Source organism: Alcaligenes sp. LTN-3, assembly GCF_059735605.1.
Map to the genome: position 1 here is coordinate 38,977 of NZ_JCAPDN010000002.1, position 20,084 is coordinate 59,060.

The 20,084-nt window shown below is 59.4% G+C and carries 19 protein-coding genes; 2 read left to right on the forward strand and 17 right to left on the reverse strand.

Annotated features, from left to right (window positions below):
• Positions 1 to 14: 14 nt before the first annotated feature.
• From AC6I6N_RS08390 to AC6I6N_RS08470, 17 genes are all read right to left on the reverse strand, one after another.
• A complete protein-coding gene (locus AC6I6N_RS08390) occupies positions 15 to 692 on the reverse strand; it encodes a 4'-phosphopantetheinyl transferase family protein (RefSeq protein ID WP_497943410.1) in 678 nt (225 codons plus the stop codon).
• Between the two features lies 1 nt (position 693).
• Positions 694 to 1,410: an ABC transporter ATP-binding protein gene (locus AC6I6N_RS08395; RefSeq protein WP_497943411.1), complete on the reverse strand. Its 717-nt coding sequence runs from the start codon at positions 1,408 to 1,410 to the stop codon at positions 694 to 696.
• On the reverse strand, positions 1,407 to 2,165 hold the full coding sequence (locus AC6I6N_RS08400) for an ABC transporter ATP-binding protein (RefSeq protein WP_346549198.1): 759 nt from the start codon (positions 2,163 to 2,165) through the stop codon (positions 1,407 to 1,409). The genes AC6I6N_RS08395 and AC6I6N_RS08400 overlap by 4 nt, the downstream gene beginning before the upstream one ends.
• A complete protein-coding gene (locus AC6I6N_RS08405) occupies positions 2,162 to 3,100 on the reverse strand; it encodes a branched-chain amino acid ABC transporter permease (protein ID WP_497943412.1) in 939 nt (312 codons plus the stop codon). Before AC6I6N_RS08405 ends, AC6I6N_RS08400 begins: the two co-directional genes overlap by 4 nt.
• Positions 3,101 to 3,982: a branched-chain amino acid ABC transporter permease gene (locus AC6I6N_RS08410; RefSeq protein WP_094195374.1), complete on the reverse strand. Its 882-nt coding sequence runs from the start codon at positions 3,980 to 3,982 to the stop codon at positions 3,101 to 3,103.
• On the reverse strand, positions 3,979 to 5,181 hold the full coding sequence (locus tag AC6I6N_RS08415; RefSeq protein ID WP_497943413.1) for an ABC transporter substrate-binding protein: 1,203 nt from the start codon (positions 5,179 to 5,181) through the stop codon (positions 3,979 to 3,981). Before AC6I6N_RS08415 ends, AC6I6N_RS08410 begins: the two co-directional genes overlap by 4 nt.
• 252 nt (positions 5,182 to 5,433) lie before the next feature.
• Positions 5,434 to 5,895: a MarR family winged helix-turn-helix transcriptional regulator gene (locus tag AC6I6N_RS08420; protein WP_094195376.1), complete on the reverse strand. Its 462-nt coding sequence runs from the start codon at positions 5,893 to 5,895 to the stop codon at positions 5,434 to 5,436.
• 128 nt (positions 5,896 to 6,023) lie between these two features.
• Entirely contained in the window at positions 6,024 to 6,836 is an 813-nt protein-coding gene (locus AC6I6N_RS08425) for an ABC transporter permease (protein WP_321267471.1), read from the reverse strand.
• Between the two features lie 4 nt (positions 6,837 to 6,840).
• Positions 6,841 to 7,626: an ABC transporter permease gene (locus AC6I6N_RS08430; protein WP_094195377.1), complete on the reverse strand. Its 786-nt coding sequence runs from the start codon at positions 7,624 to 7,626 to the stop codon at positions 6,841 to 6,843.
• Positions 7,623 to 8,387: an ABC transporter ATP-binding protein gene (locus AC6I6N_RS08435; RefSeq protein ID WP_094195378.1), complete on the reverse strand. Its 765-nt coding sequence runs from the start codon at positions 8,385 to 8,387 to the stop codon at positions 7,623 to 7,625. Before AC6I6N_RS08435 ends, AC6I6N_RS08430 begins: the two co-directional genes overlap by 4 nt.
• Positions 8,384 to 9,358, reverse strand: a complete 975-nt coding sequence (locus AC6I6N_RS08440) for an ABC transporter substrate-binding protein (RefSeq protein ID WP_497943414.1) — start codon at positions 9,356 to 9,358, stop codon at positions 8,384 to 8,386. The genes AC6I6N_RS08435 and AC6I6N_RS08440 overlap by 4 nt, the downstream gene beginning before the upstream one ends.
• A gap of 74 nt (positions 9,359 to 9,432) precedes the next feature.
• Entirely contained in the window at positions 9,433 to 10,449 is a 1,017-nt protein-coding gene (locus AC6I6N_RS08445) for a 3-hydroxybutyryl-CoA dehydrogenase (RefSeq protein ID WP_125277328.1), read from the reverse strand.
• Complete coding sequence (locus tag AC6I6N_RS08450) at positions 10,449 to 11,531, reverse strand: NAD/NADP-dependent octopine/nopaline dehydrogenase family protein (RefSeq protein WP_108728271.1); 1,083 nt, start codon at positions 11,529 to 11,531, stop codon at positions 10,449 to 10,451. Before AC6I6N_RS08450 ends, AC6I6N_RS08445 begins: the two co-directional genes overlap by 1 nt.
• Positions 11,532 to 11,695: 164 nt before the next feature.
• The gene (locus AC6I6N_RS08455) at positions 11,696 to 12,475 is read right to left on the reverse strand and encodes an alpha/beta hydrolase (RefSeq protein WP_427956481.1); all 780 of its coding nucleotides are present in this window, start codon (positions 12,473 to 12,475) and stop codon (positions 11,696 to 11,698) included.
• Between the two features lie 6 nt (positions 12,476 to 12,481).
• Entirely contained in the window at positions 12,482 to 13,615 is a 1,134-nt protein-coding gene (locus AC6I6N_RS08460) for an ABC transporter substrate-binding protein (protein WP_497943415.1), read from the reverse strand.
• Positions 13,616 to 13,629: 14 nt separating this feature from the next.
• Positions 13,630 to 14,415, reverse strand: a complete 786-nt coding sequence (locus AC6I6N_RS08465) for an ABC transporter ATP-binding protein (RefSeq protein ID WP_249460925.1) — start codon at positions 14,413 to 14,415, stop codon at positions 13,630 to 13,632.
• Between the two features lie 3 nt (positions 14,416 to 14,418).
• The gene (locus tag AC6I6N_RS08470; RefSeq protein WP_094195385.1) at positions 14,419 to 15,471 is read right to left on the reverse strand and encodes a FecCD family ABC transporter permease; all 1,053 of its coding nucleotides are present in this window, start codon (positions 15,469 to 15,471) and stop codon (positions 14,419 to 14,421) included.
• Between the two features lie 143 nt (positions 15,472 to 15,614).
• On the opposite strand from AC6I6N_RS08470, the gene AC6I6N_RS08475 reads away from it, so the two are divergent.
• Positions 15,615 to 16,370, forward strand: a complete 756-nt coding sequence (locus tag AC6I6N_RS08475) for an alpha/beta hydrolase (RefSeq protein ID WP_108728267.1) — start codon at positions 15,615 to 15,617, stop codon at positions 16,368 to 16,370.
• Between the two features lie 386 nt (positions 16,371 to 16,756).
• A complete protein-coding gene (locus tag AC6I6N_RS08480; protein WP_497943416.1) occupies positions 16,757 to 19,957 on the forward strand; it encodes a helicase-related protein in 3,201 nt (1,066 codons plus the stop codon).
• The last annotated feature ends 127 nt before the right edge of the window (positions 19,958 to 20,084 follow it).

Genomic DNA, 20,084 nt, shown 5'->3' on the forward strand with positions numbered 1-20,084 from the left:
CAGATTTACTCGTGCTAAGTCAGCTTGGTGTCAGGCAGTTCAACACTGTCCAGCAAGCTGACCGTCCACGGAGCAAAAGGGGTGTTCAGGCAGATCGCAGCGGCATAGTTTTCTACTGGCCGGTGACTGTGCACCACCAAATCTTGCAAGATGGGATGGGGGGATTGTACGGTGCATCCGTAATCCGGATGGCCGTTCAAGGATAACTCTTGAGGCTGAATATGAAAACCGGTGCCCGCCTGTTTCAGGGCTGCTTCCTTTCCACACCACAGCGCATAAAAATCCAGATCACATTTTAACCAACTGCGTTCGGACGGCACACTGCAATGATCGACCAACCCTGGTTTGACGGGCAGGCGCATGGCTTCTATGTCCACGCCGATGATTCGGTCGGCCATGCCAATCAGCACGCGCTCGCCGCTGTGCGACAGGCTAAAGTGCAGATCGGTATCGTCCAGATCCAGCACCGGCTTGCCATGTTCCAGCGTAGTAATAGGGACGGCGCGTGGCGTACACCCCAGCAAAGGCGCCAGAAAATGGCGCAGGGCACCGTGGGCCAGCAGGCTTAAGTGCTGATCTGACTGACGCTTGCGGCGGGCAATCACGGCCAGGGTGCTGTCCGGGATCTGGCTTCGTAACCAGGATTCCATACCTGCAGGCAGGGGAAGCGACAAGCTGTACACAGCCAGCATGTCAAAGCCCCAAATGGCGTTGCAAAAGGGCGGCGTCCTGGCGCAACTGTTCGGCAGGGCCGTCGTAAACCAACTGACCATTGCCCAGCAACAAGGCTCGATCCGCCAATTGCAGAGCCAGGCTTAAATTCTGTTCGGCAATCAGCACGGTAATGCCTTGTTCGTTCAGTGCTTGCAACTGCGGCAGCAAGGTGTCCTGAATCGTCATGGGGGCCAGGCCTTCGCTGGGTTCGTCCAGAACAATAATGGAGGACTGTGTCAGCAGGGCGCGGGCCAGTGCCAGTAATTGCCGTTCGCCACCACTCAAGGCGGAGCAGGAGGACTGGCGGCGCTCGTACAGACGCGGCATGGATTCATAAATGCTGTTCAGCGTCCAGCGATCATCCGAGCGTGGACGGCGGGCCAGCCCGGCCAGACGCAGGCTTTCCTGTACCGTCAATGTCGGAAAACGGCCCCGGCCTTGTGGCACCAGCGCCATGCCTAGCAGGGCGATTTTGTGGGTAGGCCAACCCGTAATGTTTTGACCATGCACATGGATTTGCCCACTCCATTGCGGGCCCATATTGAACAGGCAGTGCAGCAGACTGGTTTTTCCGGCACCGTTGCGGCCCAGCAGGGCCACGCTTTGTCCGACGGGAATATTCAGCGAAATTTCTTGCAAAATGTCGGCCCGATCGTAGCGTGCATGCAGGCCCGAGATGTTCAGCGCTGTGCTCATGCGGTCTCCAAAGCCAGTTCACCCAGATAGGCCTGGCGCGCCCCGGCGTGCTGACGCACGGCGTCCGGGGTATCGCAGGTCAGCAAGGTGCCGGATGACAGCACGGCGATCCGGTCACATTCCTGGAAAACAATATCGATGTCGTGGCTGATCAGCAGCACGGCGCATTGGCCGCGCATGGCATGGACCAGCGCCATGACTTCACGGGATTCGGATTCGGACAGGCCAGCCGTTGGCTCGTCCAGCAAGAGTACGCGGGGTTGCTGCGCCAGGGCAATCAGCAAATCCAGAATGCGTTGCTCGCCATAGGACAGGGAGCGTGCCAGCAAATGCCCGCGACCGGCCAGGGCGCTGTGCTCCAGCAATGCTTCGGCCGCCTGTTGACTGGCGCTGCGGGCAGATTGGCGGCCCCACCAGTGATAGCCGCAGCCTTTTTTGATGCGCACGGCCAAGGCCAGGTTTTGCAGCAGGCTCAGTTCGGGAAAAATGCGGCTGGTCTGAAAGCTGCGTACCAGACCTTGCCTGGCGCGCTCAATAGGCCCCAGACTGCGCAGGTCCTTGCCTTCCAGAAAAACCTGGCCGCTGGATGGCGTGGTCAAACCGCTGATGATATTGAACAGCGTGGTTTTGCCTGCACCATTGGGGCCAATCAGCCCCAGGGTTTCGCCCGCACGCAGCTCCAGGCTGACATCTGTCAGGATATCCAGGCCACCCACATGCAAGGCCAGTTCGCGAGTGCTTAGTAACACGCTCATGAGGACCTCTTGCGCCGCTCAGCCAGACCGTTGGGCATGAACAGAACCGTCAGCACAAAGATCAACCCCACCAGCAACTGCCAACGATCTGTGTAGGAGCTGAGGTAGGTCTGGGCAAACAGATAAAACGTAGCGCCGATGAATGCGCCGCGCCAGGTGCGTATGCCACCGATCACACCCATGATGATGAGCGTGGCCGAGAAACTCCAATGCACTTGTTGTGGGCTGACGTACTGGTTTGCAAAGGGATACAGGCCGCCAGCCGCACCCGCTACCGCACCTGCAATCATGAAGGTGTAAAGGCGAATGCGCCATGCTTGATAACCCAGGGCGGCCATGCGCAAGGGCTGGTCGCGCAGGCCGGTCAAGGCCAACCCGATCGGGGCGCGGCTGAAGGAGCGCAGCAACAACCAGCAGATCACCGCCAGTACCAGGGCCAGAATCATCAGGGTGTAGGGGGCGCTCAGGGGTAACTCGCCCAGGCTTAGACGCGGGAAACCGCGCAGGCCGTCTGCACCACCGGTGACGTCACGCCAGCGAAATGCCACTTCCCAGATCAACTGACCGGCAACCAGCGTGGCCACCATGAAAAACAGCTCGGAACTGCGCAAGCTGATCAGCGCCATCAACATGGACAGCAGGGTGCCTGCCGCAATGCCGACCAGCAGCATCAAGGGCAAGGATGCGCCCCAGTATTGACTGCTGACGGCAGTGGCGTACGCGGCAAAGCCAAAGACGGCACCGTGGCCCAGAGAGACCAGACCACCGTAACCAATCAAGAGGTTGATGCTAAGGACGGCGCAACCGATCAGCAGGGCTTCGGTGCCAAAGCGCCATAAGAAGGCGTCGCCCCAGAAATAGCTGCTGAGCAAGACCAGGCAGGCCAAAGCGGGCCAAAGTCCAGTGCGTAGCAGGCAGGTGTTGAGCTTGTTCATTTAAACCTGACGCGTAGCGGATTTGCTCAGGCCATTGGGCCAGCAAAGCAGAAGGCCCAGCATGACGGCCAGGGTAGCGGCATTGGCAAAAGCAGGGACCCAGACGCGGGCAAAAGTGGTGACGAAACCCAGAATCAGCGCGCACAGCAAGGTCCCGCGCACTGAGTTCAAGCCACCAATGACCACCACCAGCAAGGCCAGCAAGAGGATTTCTTCATCCAGACCGGGGTAGACCGACAACATGCCTGCGCCCAAGGCGCCACCCAAACCGGCCAGACCGGCGGCCAGCGCCATGCCGATGGCAAACAGGCGACGCGAATTCAGGCCCAGGGTCTCGACAATCTGGGCGTCTTGTACGCAAGCGCGAATGGCCGCACCCCACAGGGTGCGATCCAGTAGGAACCAGAACAACAAAGCCAGTGTCAGGCCGGTAACGATCAGGAACAGGCGATAGGTGGGGAAAGGCAGGCCCATGATCCACACCCCGCCACGCAGCACTTGCGGCAGCATGGGCGAGAGCGTGTCGGCGCTGAAACCCCAGCGCATCAAATCGGCCAGAATCACGGACAGGCCGTAGGTCAGCAGCACCTGCATCAGGTGAGTGCGTTGATAGAACTGGCGAAAGGGAAAGCGGTCCAGTAACAAGCCCATCAGTCCACACAGTACAAACGCGGCGGGAAAGGCCAGCCACCAGGGCGCGCCAGATGCCAGCCATTGGACACTGATGTAGCCGCCCAGCAGGAAAAAAGAGCCGTGTGTCAGGTTGATGAAGTTCATCAGGCTGAGCACTAAAGACAGCCCCAGCCCCGCCAACATCAGCAGGGCCGAGAAGGACAGGGCATTGAGGATTTGAAGCAGGTAGTAAGACAAGGTGTGGCTCAAGAACGCGGGCCGGGGTCCTGGATACGCTGGTAAGTATGAACCACGGTGTTAAAGGGGCGACCTTGCGCGTCTTTTTCCACCCGGTTGACGTAAATATCCAGAATGGACTGGTTATTGCGTGGGTCAAACGCCATGGGGCCAAAGGCGGTGTCGATAGGCTTGTCCAGCAGGGCTTGCTTGAAGGCGGCCTTGTTGGACAGATCGCCCTTAACCGCATCCAGACCGGCCTTGATGACCTGGCCGGTCACGTAACCGGAGGTGCTGGCCTCGCCGGGCAAACGGCCACGGCTGGCTTGGTAGGCGGCCACAAAGTCCTGGGCAGCCGGAGCGCCGGGGGACTGGTGGAAGGTACTGACGCCACCCAATGCGGCCTCGCCCACCGCAGTGATCACATCTTCCTGGTCGAACAGGGCACCGGGGCCCACGATCTGGATCTTGCCGTGCAGTTGGTAATCCTGCATTTGCTGGTGGAAACGAACGGCGTCGGCACCAGCCAGGAATGTGTAGACAAACTTGGGGTTGCTGGCGGCCAGATTCATCAGGATAGGCGCGAAGTCGGGGGTACCCAAGGGAGTCCAGATGCGCTCGCCCAGTGTGCCGCCTTGTTCCTGATAGGTGTTGGCGAAGTCCTCAATGTATTCACGGCCTGCGGTGTAGTCCGAACCCAGCGTGATACCGCCGGATTTTTCGACGTGCTCGAAGGTCCACAAGGCGCCGGTATGACCCAGCATCCAGCTCGTTTTGGTGGGGCGGAACACGTAGGGGCTGGCGGCTTCACGGGCCAGGCCATTGGCAGCGGCATTGGAAATAAAGGTAGGCAGTTGCGCATCGTGGACGATGTCACGAATGGCCAGCGCGATATTGGCGCTGATAACGCCGCCCAACACATCGATTTTGTCGCGCTCGATCAGCTTGCGCACTTTACGGATGGCTTCGTCCGGTTTGCCGTGGTCGTCCTCGACCAGCAACTGCACCTTGCGTCCGCCCATCTCGTTATTGCACTGTTGCAGCATCAACTCCAGACCGGCGCGCATGCTCTCGCCCAAGGAGGCGAAGGGGCCGGACAAGGATGTCAGCAAGGCAATTTTCAGGGGACCGTCTTGGGCACGAAGCAGGCGGGGTACGCCAAATAGCAAAGGGCTGGCCGCAGCGGCCAGCAAAAGCTGACGACGTGCAGCACGGGTAGGGGAGAGAGTCACGAGAGCTTGTTTCCGTAAGAGAGCCAAGTTCGCCTGGGTAGACATTTCAGGCAGGAGGCTGCACTACTAAATGTTAATCATTATCATTTTATGGTCTTTCCTGATGTAAATAAAGGCTCATCGCCCTTGAATGTCCATTTCAAGCGTGGGCCTTCAAGGGCAGCAGGCCTCGATTGGGGGCAGATTCAGGGGGGGAGGCAGGTCAAAGCGGCCACGTGGACGCTTTGCAGGAAAGGCGCAGGGGCGGGGTGCTTAGCGGCCATCCCCGTTGATATTGGCGCGAATGCGGTTCAAAAACTGCCGTAGCTGGGCCAGTTCCTCAGCCGAAAAGCCCTGAATGGCGCGGTGATGAATATCCAGTGCGGCGGGCAGGACGCGCAAAAAGTGCTGCCGACCTTGCTCATGCAGATGGATCAACACACGACGCTGGTCCAGCGGATCGGGCTGGCGGGACAGGTGGCCCGCGTTTTCCATCACCACCAGGGCGCGTGACAAGGTGGTTTGGTCCACATCGGTATATTGCGCCAGGGTGCTGACGCCCAGTCCATCGGTTTCGTTCAGAAAAGCCAGCACGCGCCAATGCAGCAGGGTCAGTTCATGGCTGCGCAGCAAGGTTTGAAAGTCAGCATTTAAGGCCGAGGTACTGCGATTGAGCAGATAGGGAATAAAGGTATCGTGCCCGGTATAGGCGTCGGTCAGAGGGGGGCTGGCCATAGTGAAGCGGCTTCCTTGATGCAGAAAAAAAGCAGGCTACTCGTTCCAGATGATTGAGATAGCCTGCCAAAGCCCGGTCATCGCTGTAAGCAGACCGGGCAAGTGGTGGTTTTTACGGTGAGTGGAACTTAGTTTGCATGATCCACTTTGCGTTGCAAAGCGGCAATGGTCAGGTTCAGTGCGAAGCCCAGCACACAGATCCAGACCAGGGGTACAAACATATCAAGCGTGCGGTAGCTGCGTGCAGCGGCGGTCAGCATATGGCCCAGACCGTCGGTGGAGGCAATCATCTCGGCCAGAAAGACCACTACGCAGGCAATCACGCCGGCCACCCGCACACCGGCCAGCACCGTCGGGCTGATGGCGGGCAAAATGATTTTCCATAGGCAGGCACTGCGGGAGGTGCCTGCGGCACGTGCCGACCAGATCAGCTTGCGGTCCACCGTTTGCGCCGCCACCCAACTGGCCATCAGCACAGGGAAAATGGCGTCTGAAACCACCAGAGCAATTTTCGATGCGCTTTCAAACCCCATGATCAGGATCAGTGCCGGGTAAAGGGCGATCTTGGGGATAGGGGCCAGCAAACGGATCAGTGCATCCAGCAGAAACGAGCTCCAGCGTGTCAGTTGGGCAATCAGGGCCAGGGCGACCCCGGCCACACAGGCAATCAGCAAACCGCTGATCAGACGGTAGACGGTGATGCCCAGGTTCTGCCAGAAGTCAGCCTGACCGGCCAGCTCCAATACCCGCATCAAAATGGCAGAAGGGGCAGGCAACAACTGCGGGCTGACCCAGCCCGAGCGGGTACACAGCTCCCAGATAATCAGCAAGATGGCCGGGCTGATGCACAAAGACAGACCGGACAGATCCCGGCGCCTGGCCGGGCGGGTTTCGGTAGAACGCATTGCTTGCCCCGATGAGGCTAAGGTTTTAGTGGTCATCGCGTCATCCTTTGTCCATCAGGCCCTGGGTGGAGTCATGCCAGTGCGTGCAGCGCTTGCGCACGAACTCAAACAAGGCGTCAAAGGCAATGCCCAGGACCGCCAGCAGCATGATGACCGCATACACCGTGGAGTACTGCGCCATATCCATAGAAGTGAACAGCAGATTGCCGATGCCTTCCTGACGCGCAATCATCTCGGAGGAGACCATCACGATCAGAGCCATGACCACGCCGACGCGGCAGCCAATCATGACTTCCGGCAAAGAGGCGGGCAGTACGATCTTGCCCAGACGGGCCAGTGGACCCATACCCATGGACTGGGCCACCCAGATCAGCTTGGGCTCAATACGGGTTGCACCGTGATAGCTGTGATAGAGCAAAGGCAGGGACACGCCCAGCGCAATGACCAGAATTTTGGAGAAATCCCCCAGACCGAACCACAGCATCAAGATTGGCATCAAGGCCGCTTTGGGCATGGGGTAGGCCAGGGCCACCAAGGGATAGAAGGCGGTATAGACCAGGCGGCTGCGGCCCATGGCCAAACCCAGCGGTACGGCCACGACCAGCGCCAGGGCATAGCCTGTAAACATGCGGCCTACTGACTGCAGGATGGCCGACCAGGCCATCGGGTCGCTGATCAGGGCGGGTAGTTCACCCAGAGCCGCCCAGGGGCTGGGGAAGGAGTCCAGCTCTACCCAACGGGCCAGTCCTGCCCAGGCCAGCAGCACCAGAATGGCCGCCATGACCAAAGAGGCCCAGCGATGTTCATACCAGTGCTGTGGCGTCATGGGTGGGCCTCCGCCATCAAGGATTGCTCCAGACGAATAATGGTTTCCTGATAGACCGGATTGCGCAACAGCTCGCTACGGATGCGGGGGCGGGGCAAGTCAATCTCCACCACTTCCTTGATGCGGCCAGGCGAGCCAGTCATGACAATCACGGTATCGGACAGAAAGACCGCTTCGTCCACGCCGTGTGTCACAAAGACCACGGTATTGCGCAACTGCTCCCACAAGCTGAGCAGTTCCGTTTGCAGGGTGACGCGCGTATGGGCATCCAGCGCCCCGAAGGGTTCGTCCATCAGCAGAATGTCCGGCTCATAGGCCAGGGTGCGGGCAATGGCCGCGCGCTGACGCATGCCGCCGGACAGTTCACGAGGATAGAAGGCGGCGTAAGGCCCCAGCTTGACCTTGTCCAACCATTCGCTGGCGCGTTGTTCGGCCTGGGCTTTAGGCATGCCTTGTTCGCGCATGCCGTAGGCCACGTTTCCCAACACGGTTTTCCAGGGAAACAGAGCATATTCCTGAAACACCGGGCCCCGGTCTGGACCTGGGCCGGTAATGGGCTTGCCCTTGACGCGGATCTGGCCGCTGGAGCAGGACTCAAAGCCCCCTAACATATAGAGCAGGGTGCTTTTGCCGCAACCGCTGGGTCCTAGAATAGACACAAAGCGCCCTGCCGGAATGCTCAGGGCGATGTCTTGCAGGGCCGTATGGCTGTGGCCCTGCCGGGTGTTAAAGGTTTTACCGACACCATCCAGTTCAATCATGGTTGGGCCTCGCGTAAATCAGCCCGGTAAAAATCCTGCACGTTCAAGGCTTCTTTCAGGAAACCGGCCTTGTGGTAGCGGTCATAGGTGCCTTGAATGGACTCCAGATCGGGCTGCATGTCGGGCACACGTGCAAAGTCCTTGTCGGTGAACAGGTATTGAGCCAGCAAGTCTTTGGGGGCGCGGGTGATTTGGGCGGTGACTTCCACGGCCAATGCTGGGTCCTTGCTGAGCATGCTCATGGCAGTTTTCAAATCCTGTACGTAGGCGCGTACCACTTCGGGGTTGGCATCGCTATAGGATTTGCTGCAGGCCTCGAAAATTTGTACCGACGGGCTGGCCACTTCGGACAGGGAAAACAGCTTGCGCAAGCCGCCTTTCTTTTCATTCAGCAGGGCAAAGGGTTGGGCCATGGGGCCGGCATCAATGCGGCCACTGCGAACGGCGTCAGCCGCAGGCGGAAAACCGGTTTCAACGATTTTCACATCCTTGTCCGGGTCAATGCCGTTTTGACGCAGCCACAGCAGCATGTCGAAGTACACCCCGGCACCGTAGGCGTTGGTGCCGATGACCTTGCCTTTCAGATCAGCCGCCGTCTTGATCGGGCTGTCTTCTTTCACGGCCCAATAGACGGAGAAGTGATCATCATCCGAGTGCACGTGCTGGGCCACGATATAGGCCTGCAGACCGCTTTCAATCGCGCCATTGGCCAGCGACATGGGGGCCATGGTGGAGCACTCCAATACACCGGCCCGCATGGCTTGCACCATGGGCGAGGTGCCCTGGAACTGGGTCCACTGGATTTGATATTTCTTGCCCAATTGCGGGAACAGCTCGGGGCGCTTGGCCATCAGATACTTGGCTTCCTCGCCCGGAATGGTCCAGCCTACCCGCAGGGTGGGGACTTCCTGAGCCTGGCTCAGACCGTGACAACTCATCAGGGCAAACAACAATGCAGCGGTTTTTTTCATCGCCGGGCCGCTCCAAGATGAAAGGCGCCCTCTTGGAGGGCAGCAAGCCGAAGGCGCAGCGTGGGTGTCTTTTTTCATTCCTGTGTCTCCTTGGCAAGGTGTTCGGCGCGGGCAGGGGCCAGGCCGATGTGATCCAGCATTCCCAGTACGCGGGCCAGCACATCTCGGCGGTATGCCTGTTGCTGGTCCACTGGGTATTCGTGAAAGCCCTGTCCGCTACGCAGACCGTTGCGCCCACTTTCCATATAGCGGGTGATGATGTCGGGTACGGCGTAGCGTTCCGGGTCCAGGTTCTGCGACAAGTACTGTCCGGCGTGATACAGAATGTCGTTGCCGCCGTAGTCGATGAACTCCAGCACGCCGATGCTGGCAAAGCGAAAGCCCAGGCCGTAGCGGGTGGCTTTATCAATATCCGCCGCGCTGGCCACGCCTTCTTCCACCATGCGAGCGGCCTCGTTCATGATCAGGGTTTGCAGACGCGGGACGATGAAACCGGGGTGGCAGCCACAGACTACGGGCACTTTGCCGATGGACTCCAGATTGCTTTGCAGACGGTTCAAGGTCTGCTCGCTGGTGCCAGGGTGGGCGCTGATTTCAACCAGCGGAATCAGGAAGGCCGGGTTGAGCCAGTGCGCGTTCAGGAAACGCTCGGGATGGCTCAACATGGGGGCCAGATCCGAGGCCAGCATGGTGGAGGTGGTGGAGGCGATCAGCGCATCGGGCTGGGCCAGTTCACCGATACGACCCAGAGCGTCGGTCTTGGCTGCTAGGGTTTCGGGCACGCCTTCGTAAATCAGATCGGCTTGGCCCAGCACTTGCGCGGCTTCGCTCAAGGGTGCGACGCCGATGCAGGCCAGATAGCCGTCGATCTGCTCGGCAGCGAACATGCCCAGGTCGGCCAATTGCTCCAGTGTGGCGCGTAATTCCTGGCGAATCTCGGCTTCCAGACGGGCGCTATCGGCAGGCTGCCGGGGTTTGAAATCCAGTAAGGTCACGGCTTGGCCGCGCAGCGCATAGGCCAGGGCAATGCCCCGCCCCATGCGACCTGCGCCCACCGCAACGATACGTTTGATCGGGGCGGGCGTGCTCATCAGGCTCTCCCGGCGTGCAGCATCTCTTGCAATTGCTCGCGGCTCATCGTGTCCAGACCCAGGCTGGCCAGTGTGCGTTGGCCCTGGCGCAGATCTTCACCCACGATGGCACCGGCAATCGCCAGCAAGCCCTTGGTGACGGGGGCGTCCACACCGGCCCAGTCGGCTACGGAAGCGAAGAAGGCCAGACCCAGCATGGTGTCTTCACGCATGTAGCGGTGCTCGTGCAGGTCGATCTTCTCGCGCCAGTCGCCGCTTTTTACCAGCTTGGAGTGCGAGGAACGGTCGCCATACATCCACTGGTCGTTTTCGTAGTGGTCGGACAGGGGGAAGTGCGGGGCACCGTAGCCCAGCGCTTCACGAATGCGCATGCGCTCATTGTCCAACTGTGTGGTCACGGCACGTACCGAGGGCTGAGTGCCTTCGTTATGAATATCCCAGGCCGGGAAATGCTCCAGCGGGCCTGCGTTCATCATGATCAGCGGGGGGTGGATGATGGGGCCGGCATTCATCAAGGCGCCAGACAGGGCGTCTTCGCAGCGCTCCACGCTGGGGAACACTTTGCCAATCACCTCCAGGGCGTGATCGGTATTGCGCGCCGGGTACACGCCGGTAGGCAGGCGGGTGGCGCGGGTGGTGATGTTGATGACGGTATCGCCATGCTTGCGGGCCAGCCAGGGCAGGGTGCCGGTTTCGGCCCAACTGACATCGGCCTTGTTGCCGGTGCCGCGCACGATCTCGCTCATGATGAAGGAGCCAAAGGTGCCCGGTGGCAGGAACACGACCTGGCCGTCTGTTAGGTGAGGGGCCATGACGCGGGCAATATCGGTTTGTGCAATGGCGGGCGAAGGAATCAGTACCAGATCGGCACCGGCGATGGCCTCGCCAATATCCGCGCAGACCTTGGCAATGGGGATGTCGCGCTCACCTGCTTCGTCTTTCAGTGTCATGACTGGGCGGTCCAGCAAGGGCTGCAGCTGAGCCGTATCACGGCGCCACAAACGTACTTCGTGGCCCTGCTCGCTCAAGTCTGCCGCTGCTGCATAACAACCGTGCCCGCCACCTAATACCGCTACCTTCATATTCGTCTCCAATCTCTTTTTTTGATTTCTATGCACTTGCATATAAATACAGACTAAAAGAAGTTGAGGCCTAAAACAAGAGGACGAATGGGGGGAGTTACCCTAGGGCGGGAAAACTTGGATACGAAGTGAAAAGGCACCCAGTGCCCGCAAGAAAAAATCGGCTAAGCCGCGCCGCAGGCCAGTTCCAGCGCACGCAGGGTGGCTTGTGCCAGCACATGGCCGTGACCGGCTCCGGGCAGAACATGCAACTTGGCTTGCATGCCTTGGGCTTGCAGGTGCGCTTGCAGTTTTTGCATGGTGGGCAGGGTAGGCACGCCATTTTTGCGTCCGTCCGGCCCTGCTGCCTGAGCGCTCAGCGGATACCAGGCCTCTGAGGCACCGGCCAGAATATCTACCTGCACCGGCTTGCCCAATTGCTCCAGCAAGGTCCAGATCAGGGGATCGTGCCACCACAAAGAAGGGCTGGCGCACAGGTAATGATGAATGGGTAGGCTGTGCTGGCTAAGGGCATACAGCACGAATAAGCCGGCGTAGGAATGACCGTACAGGCTGATACGCGAACGGGTTAGTGCGGGTTCTACCCTTTGGGCCAATGCCAGCACCATGCGTACTTGTTCGATCATGGCTGGGGCGCCACCGGCTTGCCACTGAGGAACACGCGGGTCTTCCCATAAGCCGCCATCCGGGCCGGGTGGGGTGTAATCCAGAGCGCGATAGCGGGTGATCTGATCGCGTTCGCCTTGATAGCCCAGCGACAAAATGGCGCAGCGTTCCAGGGCGGGGTGACCGCTTTCTTCCAGCAAGGGCAAGGTCCACTGACCATCGAGCAGGCACAGCAAAGGCAGAGGGCCTTGTTCGGGCTTGCCGTCCGGCAGGCGCAGCAAGACGTGATGGGGATGGCCGCCTGCAGGCGGCAGCTCTAGTGGAATCAGGCGCGACATGAAGGCTTAGGAGGCGGGCTTCAGATCAATCATGTAGGTGCCTTCCATCGGCACGGTCAGGAAACGCTGATTCACTTCCTCTAGTGTTTTCAGGGCCGAGACACCTTCAAAACGATCCGGGTGAATCCAGCTTGCCAGTGCTTCGATAAAGATCATGTGCAAAGGCGAATCGTTAAAGGCGTGCCAGATACCGTGGCTATTGCCGCTGCGTACGGCAGGCAAGGCCTGCAGACGGTTGCCGTCAATAATGGCTTGCAGGCTTTTACGAGCCTGCTCTTTGCTGACGCCCGTGCCAATGGTCAGGCCACCGGAGGTCGTGCGCTTGCCTGCGCCTGTGCCGGTGGCCACATAGACCACCGGGGCACGGGAATGGATGTATTCAAAGTTCAGCTTGCCAGTGGCGCTTTTCAGGACATCGGCGCCAATATTGTGGCCGCCTGCATAGGTGATCATGTCGTTGAAGGTGCCTGCGCCGGGCGAGTTGCAGCAGTCCGTGCTGCCAGCATGGGCATGGACAAAAACGGGCGGGTGATCTTCCTTGGGCAGATCGGCCAGTCGCTGGGCTACGTCTTGCATGTGTTCTTCGTAAAACTGGATGAACTCGTCGGTGCGCTCTTTTTCACCCACGGCGTAGCCCAATGCGCGCAGGCTGGGTACGGTGTTCTCCAGTGGATTGACAAAGAAGTCAATGACGATGACGGGCACTTTGGCGGCAGTAAGGCGCTGGATCAGCGCCGAGTCGCGTGTGTCCTGGCCGGGTGTCAGGCCCGCAAAGGCGGCGGTCAGTACCACCAGATCGGGGCGCAGAGCCAAGGCTTGCTCGACCGAGAAGGTATCAGCGGTATGGCGGCCCACAATAGGAATATTGGCCAGTTGTGGGTAGCGTTTCAGGTAGGTGTTGTATTCGTTGGAGAAGGAGGTCTTGAATTCGTCCGACCAACCGGCAATCAGTGTGGCGGGTTCGGGGTGGACCAAAGCCAATACCGGAAAATGGCGCGCCTGGGTCAGCACAATACGTTTGGCCGGGCCGGGCAGGGTAACGGTACGACCCATGGCATCGGTAACTTCGATGGGCTGGGCTTGCACACCCAAAGGCAAGAGCAAGGTCAGCGACAACAGTAGGTGGCGCAGGATGTTCATGGGTTCTCCGAAGGTCACAGCACAGGCTCTTGCAGCCCGTCGATGATGATTTGCAAGGTGCCTTGTGAGCAGCTCTCCACGCGGGCACGTACGCCATAGGCCTGGGCCAGCGAGGTGGGGGTAATGACGTTGGACGGTTCCCCTTGCGCCAGCAGCCCACCGCCTTCAATCATCAGCGCATAGTCGCTATGGCGCAGGGCCACGTTCAGGTCATGCAGCACGATCAGGGTGATCAGATTATTGTCGTGGGTCTCCTGGGCCAGCAAATCCATGACGTGGAATTGATAGTTCAGGTCCAGGGCGGACAAGGGTTCATCGAGCAGCAGCAAAGTCGGCTTGCGAATCAAGGCTTGTGCCAGGCCCACCAGTTGCTTCTGGCCGCCTGAGAGCTGGTCCAGATAGTGCATGGACAGGTGTGCAATGCCCAGACGCTGCAGGATATGCATGATGTGCTCATGGTCCACATCACGGGCATGCCCGCCGGGGGCTGAGGCATTGGCCGCCACCAGCACGGATTCAAATACCCGCAGGTGAACCGATGCCGGTAGGGACTGGGGCAGGTACACCACTTTTTGGGCACGCTGCTCGAAGCTGATGCCGCTCAGTTCCTGACCGTCCAGCAAGATCTTGCCGGTGGTGGGCTTGAGCAACCCTGCCAGGGACTTGAGCAGAGTGGATTTGCCGCTGCCGTTGGGGCCCAGCAAAGCCACCAACTGACCGGGCTGCAAAGGCTCGATGGTCAGCTTGGACAGGATTTCGCGTTTGCCGTAAGACAGGCTCAGATCGTGGACTTCAAGCATGGTTCACTTTATTTGGCGGCGCAGCACAACGCCCAGGAAGAAGGGCACACCCACCAGCGAGGTGACAATGCCGACCGGGATGATGATGCCCGGCACAATGTTTTTTGAGGCAATCGAGGCCAGCGACAGAATCACCCCCCCGACCAGCGCACTGCCGGGCAGGTAGAAACGGTGATCTTCACCAAATAGACGGCGGGCAATATGCGGGGCAATCAGGCCCACAAAGCCGATGGTGCCCACAAAGGAAACGGCCAGCGCGGCCAGCAAGCTGATGCGCAGCAGGGACACCAGACGCAGGCGCGAGACGTTGATACCAAAGCTGGTGGCGCGGTCTTCACCCAGACGCAAAGCGGTCAGCTTCCAGGTATCACGCAGGGACAGCGGCAGGATCAGCGCAAACACCGCCAGCATGATACCGACCTTGCCCCAGGACGAGCGTGACAGGCTACCCATGGTCCAGAACACCAGCCCCTGCAGGGCCTCGGCGCTGGCCACAAACTGCACCAGCGAGACCAACGCGTTAAAGGAGAACACCAGTGCAATGCCAAACAGCACCAGGTTGGCGGTGCTCATGGCGCCCCAGCGGGCCACCGCATCGAGCAAAAAGGCGGACAGCAAGGCAAAAATAAAGGCGTTGGCAGCAATGGTCCAGGCTTGCGGAATGCCAGGAATCGACAAGTCCAGCACAATGGCCAAGGACGCGCCAAAGGCCGCCGCCGAGGAAATCCCCAAGGTAAAGGGGCTGGCCAGCGGGTTATTCAGGATGGTCTGCATTTCCGCGCCGGACAGCCCCAGCGCTAAACCAATGGCCATGGCCATCAGGGCGTAAGGCAGGCGGATTTCCCAGACGATGACGCGGGTGGTTGGGTCGGACTGTTCCGGATAGAACAGAGCGTGGCTTAGCTCACCCAAGCTAAGGCCCGACGGCCCCAACATGAAGTCGGCCACAATCGAGGCCAAAATCACAAGGACCAGCGCACCTACCAGGAGCCAGCGACGTCTGAGGATATGTTGATAGTCGGCCAGGGCAGGGGCCGGAACAGCGGATGTGGACATTAAGAGTCTGAATGATAACCGTTTACATAGAAAGAAAGTATAGTTCATTGGCTAGGGTCTGTTAACACTAAAAGCAGCCCGCTTCGGGCCGGCTGTTTGTGCTTGTAGACCGAAGCCTTTAACGTGCTGACCGCGATTCATTTATGCAGCTTGAACACCTGGATTTTCTTTCCCCATTGGGCCGACAGTATCGTCTGACTTTGGCCTGGCCGGACACGCCAGCGCCTGCGGATGGCTGGCCATTGCTGTGTGTGCTTGATCTACCGCAATTTGATGCGGTGCTGGCCACCTGTGAAAAGCAGGCTCCACAAGCCTGTGCGGTGTTGGGGATCGGTTATGGCGGGCAGGTCTGGCGCGACCAGGACTTCACGCCCGCGCTAAATGGAGAAGCGGGCCACGCGCCGGATTTTCTGGCCATGATGCAAGACGTGTTCTTGCCTTGGGCCTACGCACAAGCGCCCTTGAATGTGCAACGGCGTTTGCTTGGCGGTCATTCTCTGGGAGGCCTGTTTGCTTTGCAACTGCTGTATCAGCAGCCGGAATTGTTCGATGCGCTGGTGGTGTCCAGCCCCTCGGTCTGGTGGGGGGAGGGCTATCTGGCTCGACTGCTTGCTCAACCCTTGCCCAAAGCCGCTTTGACGATGCCTGTGCAGTTCTCCGTTGGCGAGTTCGAGCAAAGCCTGGGCCCGGCAGAGAAAGCCATGCCCGAGGACAAGCGCGAGCTGCGTCGCTTGCGTTTGCAAGCGCGCCGCATGGTCGATGGCACCCGCGAACTGGCGCAGGCTTTGGCGCAACAACAAGGTGGTGAACCGCGTTTTCGCATCGTGCCGGGCTGCAATCACAGTCAGTCCGGTTTGGTCGCCTTGCCGCAAGGCTGTCTGGAATGGTTGGCTGATTAGTGGTATCGCTGGCTTTGTTTAGATGTGTCGCTGTTTTGCTACCGCTCTAGGCGATGGGGCCGTCTCTGACGCCTTGGGCGACCTTTTATCCCGACTTGGTTGGACACGCCGCTGCGGTTGCGTCGAGGCTGACCGCGTATGTGCTTGGCTCTGAGCCATCCGATTCGGCTTTGGTTTACTTGTTCTGCCTGCGTTGACTCGCTTCCTTCTTGATCGTGTGCTGGGATGGCCCGGTTTCTTTTTGTCCACCAAGACGTTCAGCACGGTGATGGCATGTATCCTCTGACCGTACCGGAGCAGACCCGTATAATGCTGCTCATGCTGGCTTGAACCGGCTTTTCTGCCCTTCTCGTTCTCCTCTTCCCGTATTTTCAGGTCCCCGCCCTATGGCTGCGCGTCGCGCTTCGTCTGTTTCCGATTCCCCCGTCCCCACTCAAGCGGGTTTGCTGCTCCATCCCCAATGGCTGGATTATCCGCGTCTGGAGGGTGTGGCTCGTCAGGTCGCCAAAAAAGCGCGTTATCAGGACCGGGCAGGCATACGACGCCTGTGGCTGAAAGCCTGGCGCTTGCCGCAGGATGCCGCTTTTTTCAATCAGATCATTGCTGCTGAACTGGGCTTGAAGGATGCGGACCAGCGCCTGCAGTCCCAAGGGGTGCCTGAGGTCGTGATTCGTACCCTGCGTCTGCTCTATCAAATGAGTGCAGACAAGCTGGAGGCGGATGTGTATGAAGCCTTGCGCGAGCAACTGCTTGAACAGCGCGGCCAATTGGCCGGAGCGATTGCTTCCCAGTCTTTACTTTTAAGCGAGAACTGGCCCGATGCCGAACGCGGTCCGCGCTTGCAGGCTTTGGTACAGGCCTGGCAGTCCTTGCCTTTGGCGCAAACCTATTTGTGGCAGTTGCAGGCCGAACAGCGCGATCGCGATCAACGTGCCCAGCGCTGGGAGCAGGCTCAGAAAGAACGTGAGCAAGCCCGTCAAAAAGAACAAAACGACAAGCAGCGCAAGTTCGATCAAGCCCAGGCGCGGTTGACCGCCTGGCTGAAAGAGCAGGGTTGCGAGCCGCAGCGCATCACCCTGGAGGCCTTTGAGGGCCTGCAAGCCGGTGAACCTGCCCACTGGTTCATGACCGTGTATGGCCGCAATGCCAGTGCCGCTGTCTTGACTCAAGAGTTCAAGCTGGATGCCGAGCAGCAGGAGTTTCTGTTGCAGGCCCAAGCACAACGTCAGGAACGTCAGCGCGAGCAACGCCAGCAGCGTTGGGCCTGGGAGCAGGAGTGCATCGGTTCGGAAGAAACCATGGCCTTGCTGGGTATTACCCGTCAGGAATACGAGCTGTGGCTGGCTGATCGCCGCTTGCCCAGCACCAAGCTGGAAGTGCGTGGCGCAGCCGCTGGCGGGCGTGATCGTATTGCCCATCATCCGGATTTGCTGGTGGCCATTGACCAGAACCAGATTGAGCAATGGCGCGAGCAGCACGCCAGCACCTTGAGCAATCGTGAACGTGTGCAGTATCAGCGCGCAGCTGACCGTGCTCGCACGCAATGGCGTCAGCAACAAGTGCTGAATCAGATCAAGACGCAAGAGGCATGCGATTACGACATTGATCCGGAAGATCCGCAGCGCCTGTGGTGGCACAAGGATTTGTGGCTGGCCGTGAATGTGTCAGTGGCGGGGGAGCGCCAGCACTGGCGTGCCAATGTGCGTATGCAGGCTGCCGTGCCTTTGCCACGTACCGGCTCGGAGCTGGACAGATTACCCGCCCGTGTCACGGTCTTGTTCAATACGGCGGCTCAAAACCGTCTGTCCCAGCGCTTGGAAGATTCGCTGGAGGCATTTTTGCAAACGCAGCGCCCCTTGATTGATGGCTCGTCCTTCCTGGAGCTGGCCAAAGCCTTGCGCATGGCTCTGGAAGAGGGCATCGAGCAAAAGGAAATTGAAGCTGGAGATTTTGAGAAACGTCTGCTCAATGGCCCGGTGCGTCGCATTCTGGAAAGCGTGGAGCAGCAACGTGCCCAGGATTTGATGCGCCTGGGCGATTTCCCGGAAATGTTCAGCCTGGCCCGTGGCATACGGCGTCATCTTGTGTTCCGTTTGGGGCCGACCAACTCGGGCAAGACGCACGAGGCCTTGGAAGCCCTGATGGAAGCCCGGTCCGGCGTGTATTTGGCGCCGTTGCGACTGCTGGCCATGGAAGTGCGCGACCGCTTGATGAATGCCGGTATCCCCTGCAATCTGGTGACGGGTGAAGAGCGCGTGATGGTGCCCGGTGCCCAGCACACTGCCTGCACGGTCGAGATGATGGACCCCACGATGGAAGTGCGTGTGGCCGTCCTGGACGAGATTCAAATGCTGCAAGACGAGCAGCGTGGCTGGGCCTGGACGGCCGCCTTGGTCGGTGTGCCAGCCCGTACTTTGTTTGTCTGTGGTGACGCATCGGTTTTGCGTCCGTGCGAGCGTCTGGTGCGCTCCATGCAAGAGACCATGGAGCTGGAGTTTACCGAACGCAAAACTCCGCTGGAAGTCATGCCTTATCCGGTAGACCCGCCGCGTGCGACGGGCAAGCAAGGGCGTCAGGAAGCGCCGTGGCGAGGTCGTAAAGACCGTCAACGCGAGGCTCAGGGCGTGTCCAAGGGCGATGCGGTGGTGGCCTTTACCCGTAAGGACGTATTGACGCTAAGCGCCCGTTACCGCGCCCAAGGCTGGAAAGTTGCCACGATTTACGGCGCGCTGGCTCCTGAAGTGCGCCGTACCGAGTCCGAACGCTTTTCCCAAGGCGAGGCCGATGTGCTGGTGGCGACCGATGCGATTGGCATGGGCTTGAACCTGCCGATTCGCCGCGTCTTGTTCTCGACGGTGCACAAGTTCGATGGCCGCTCCATGCGTGCCCTGAACGCAACGGAAGTGCGCCAGATTGCCGGACGGGCAGGCCGCTACGGTCTGTACCCCAAAGGCTATGTGGGGGCGATGGACAAGCAGGACCTGAATCATATTCGCACCCAATTGCAGAGCGAAGCCCCCAGCGTGGATTTGCGCTTGCCTATTGCACCCAGCCCTGAGCACGTGCAGGCGCTGGCGTCTTTATTGGATAACAACAATATTGGCGCAGTGCTCCAATATTTTGCGCAAAAAGTGGCCTCTGACAGCCCCTTATTCCAGACAGCGGGCTTGAAAGACGCTATTGAACTGGGCTTTTGTGTAGACCGTCTGGCACCCAAGCTGGATCTGCGTGAGAAGTTCACCTTTGCGTGTGCGCCGGTGTCTGTGGATAAAGATACCGAGCTGGATTACTTCAAGCGTTGCCTGTCCGCCTATGTGGCACAACGCCCCATGGCCTTGCCACCGGCTCCGTCCTGGCTGAAATCTGCCAGCCCCTCCCGTCTGGAAGATGCCGAATTGTTGAGCAAGCAGATCAGCCTTTATGCCTGGTTCAGCATGAAGTTCCCGCAAGTGTTTGACCAGGGCCCGTGGTTGCCGGAAGTGCGCTCTCAAGTCAGCCGCTTTATTGAACGCAGCCTGCTGCATCAAAGCGGTTTTGGGCAGACCAGCCGCGAGGCTTATGGGACACCGTCGCCGGGCAGACGCTGAGTTGTCTTAGTCCTTACCGAGCGAGCGAGAGCAGAAACAGGCGGGCTTAATCCAGCTTATATCGTTTGATACACTACGCCTTGTGCGGATATGTCCGTACGGTCCGGTTAAGGGGTACCATGCCCCT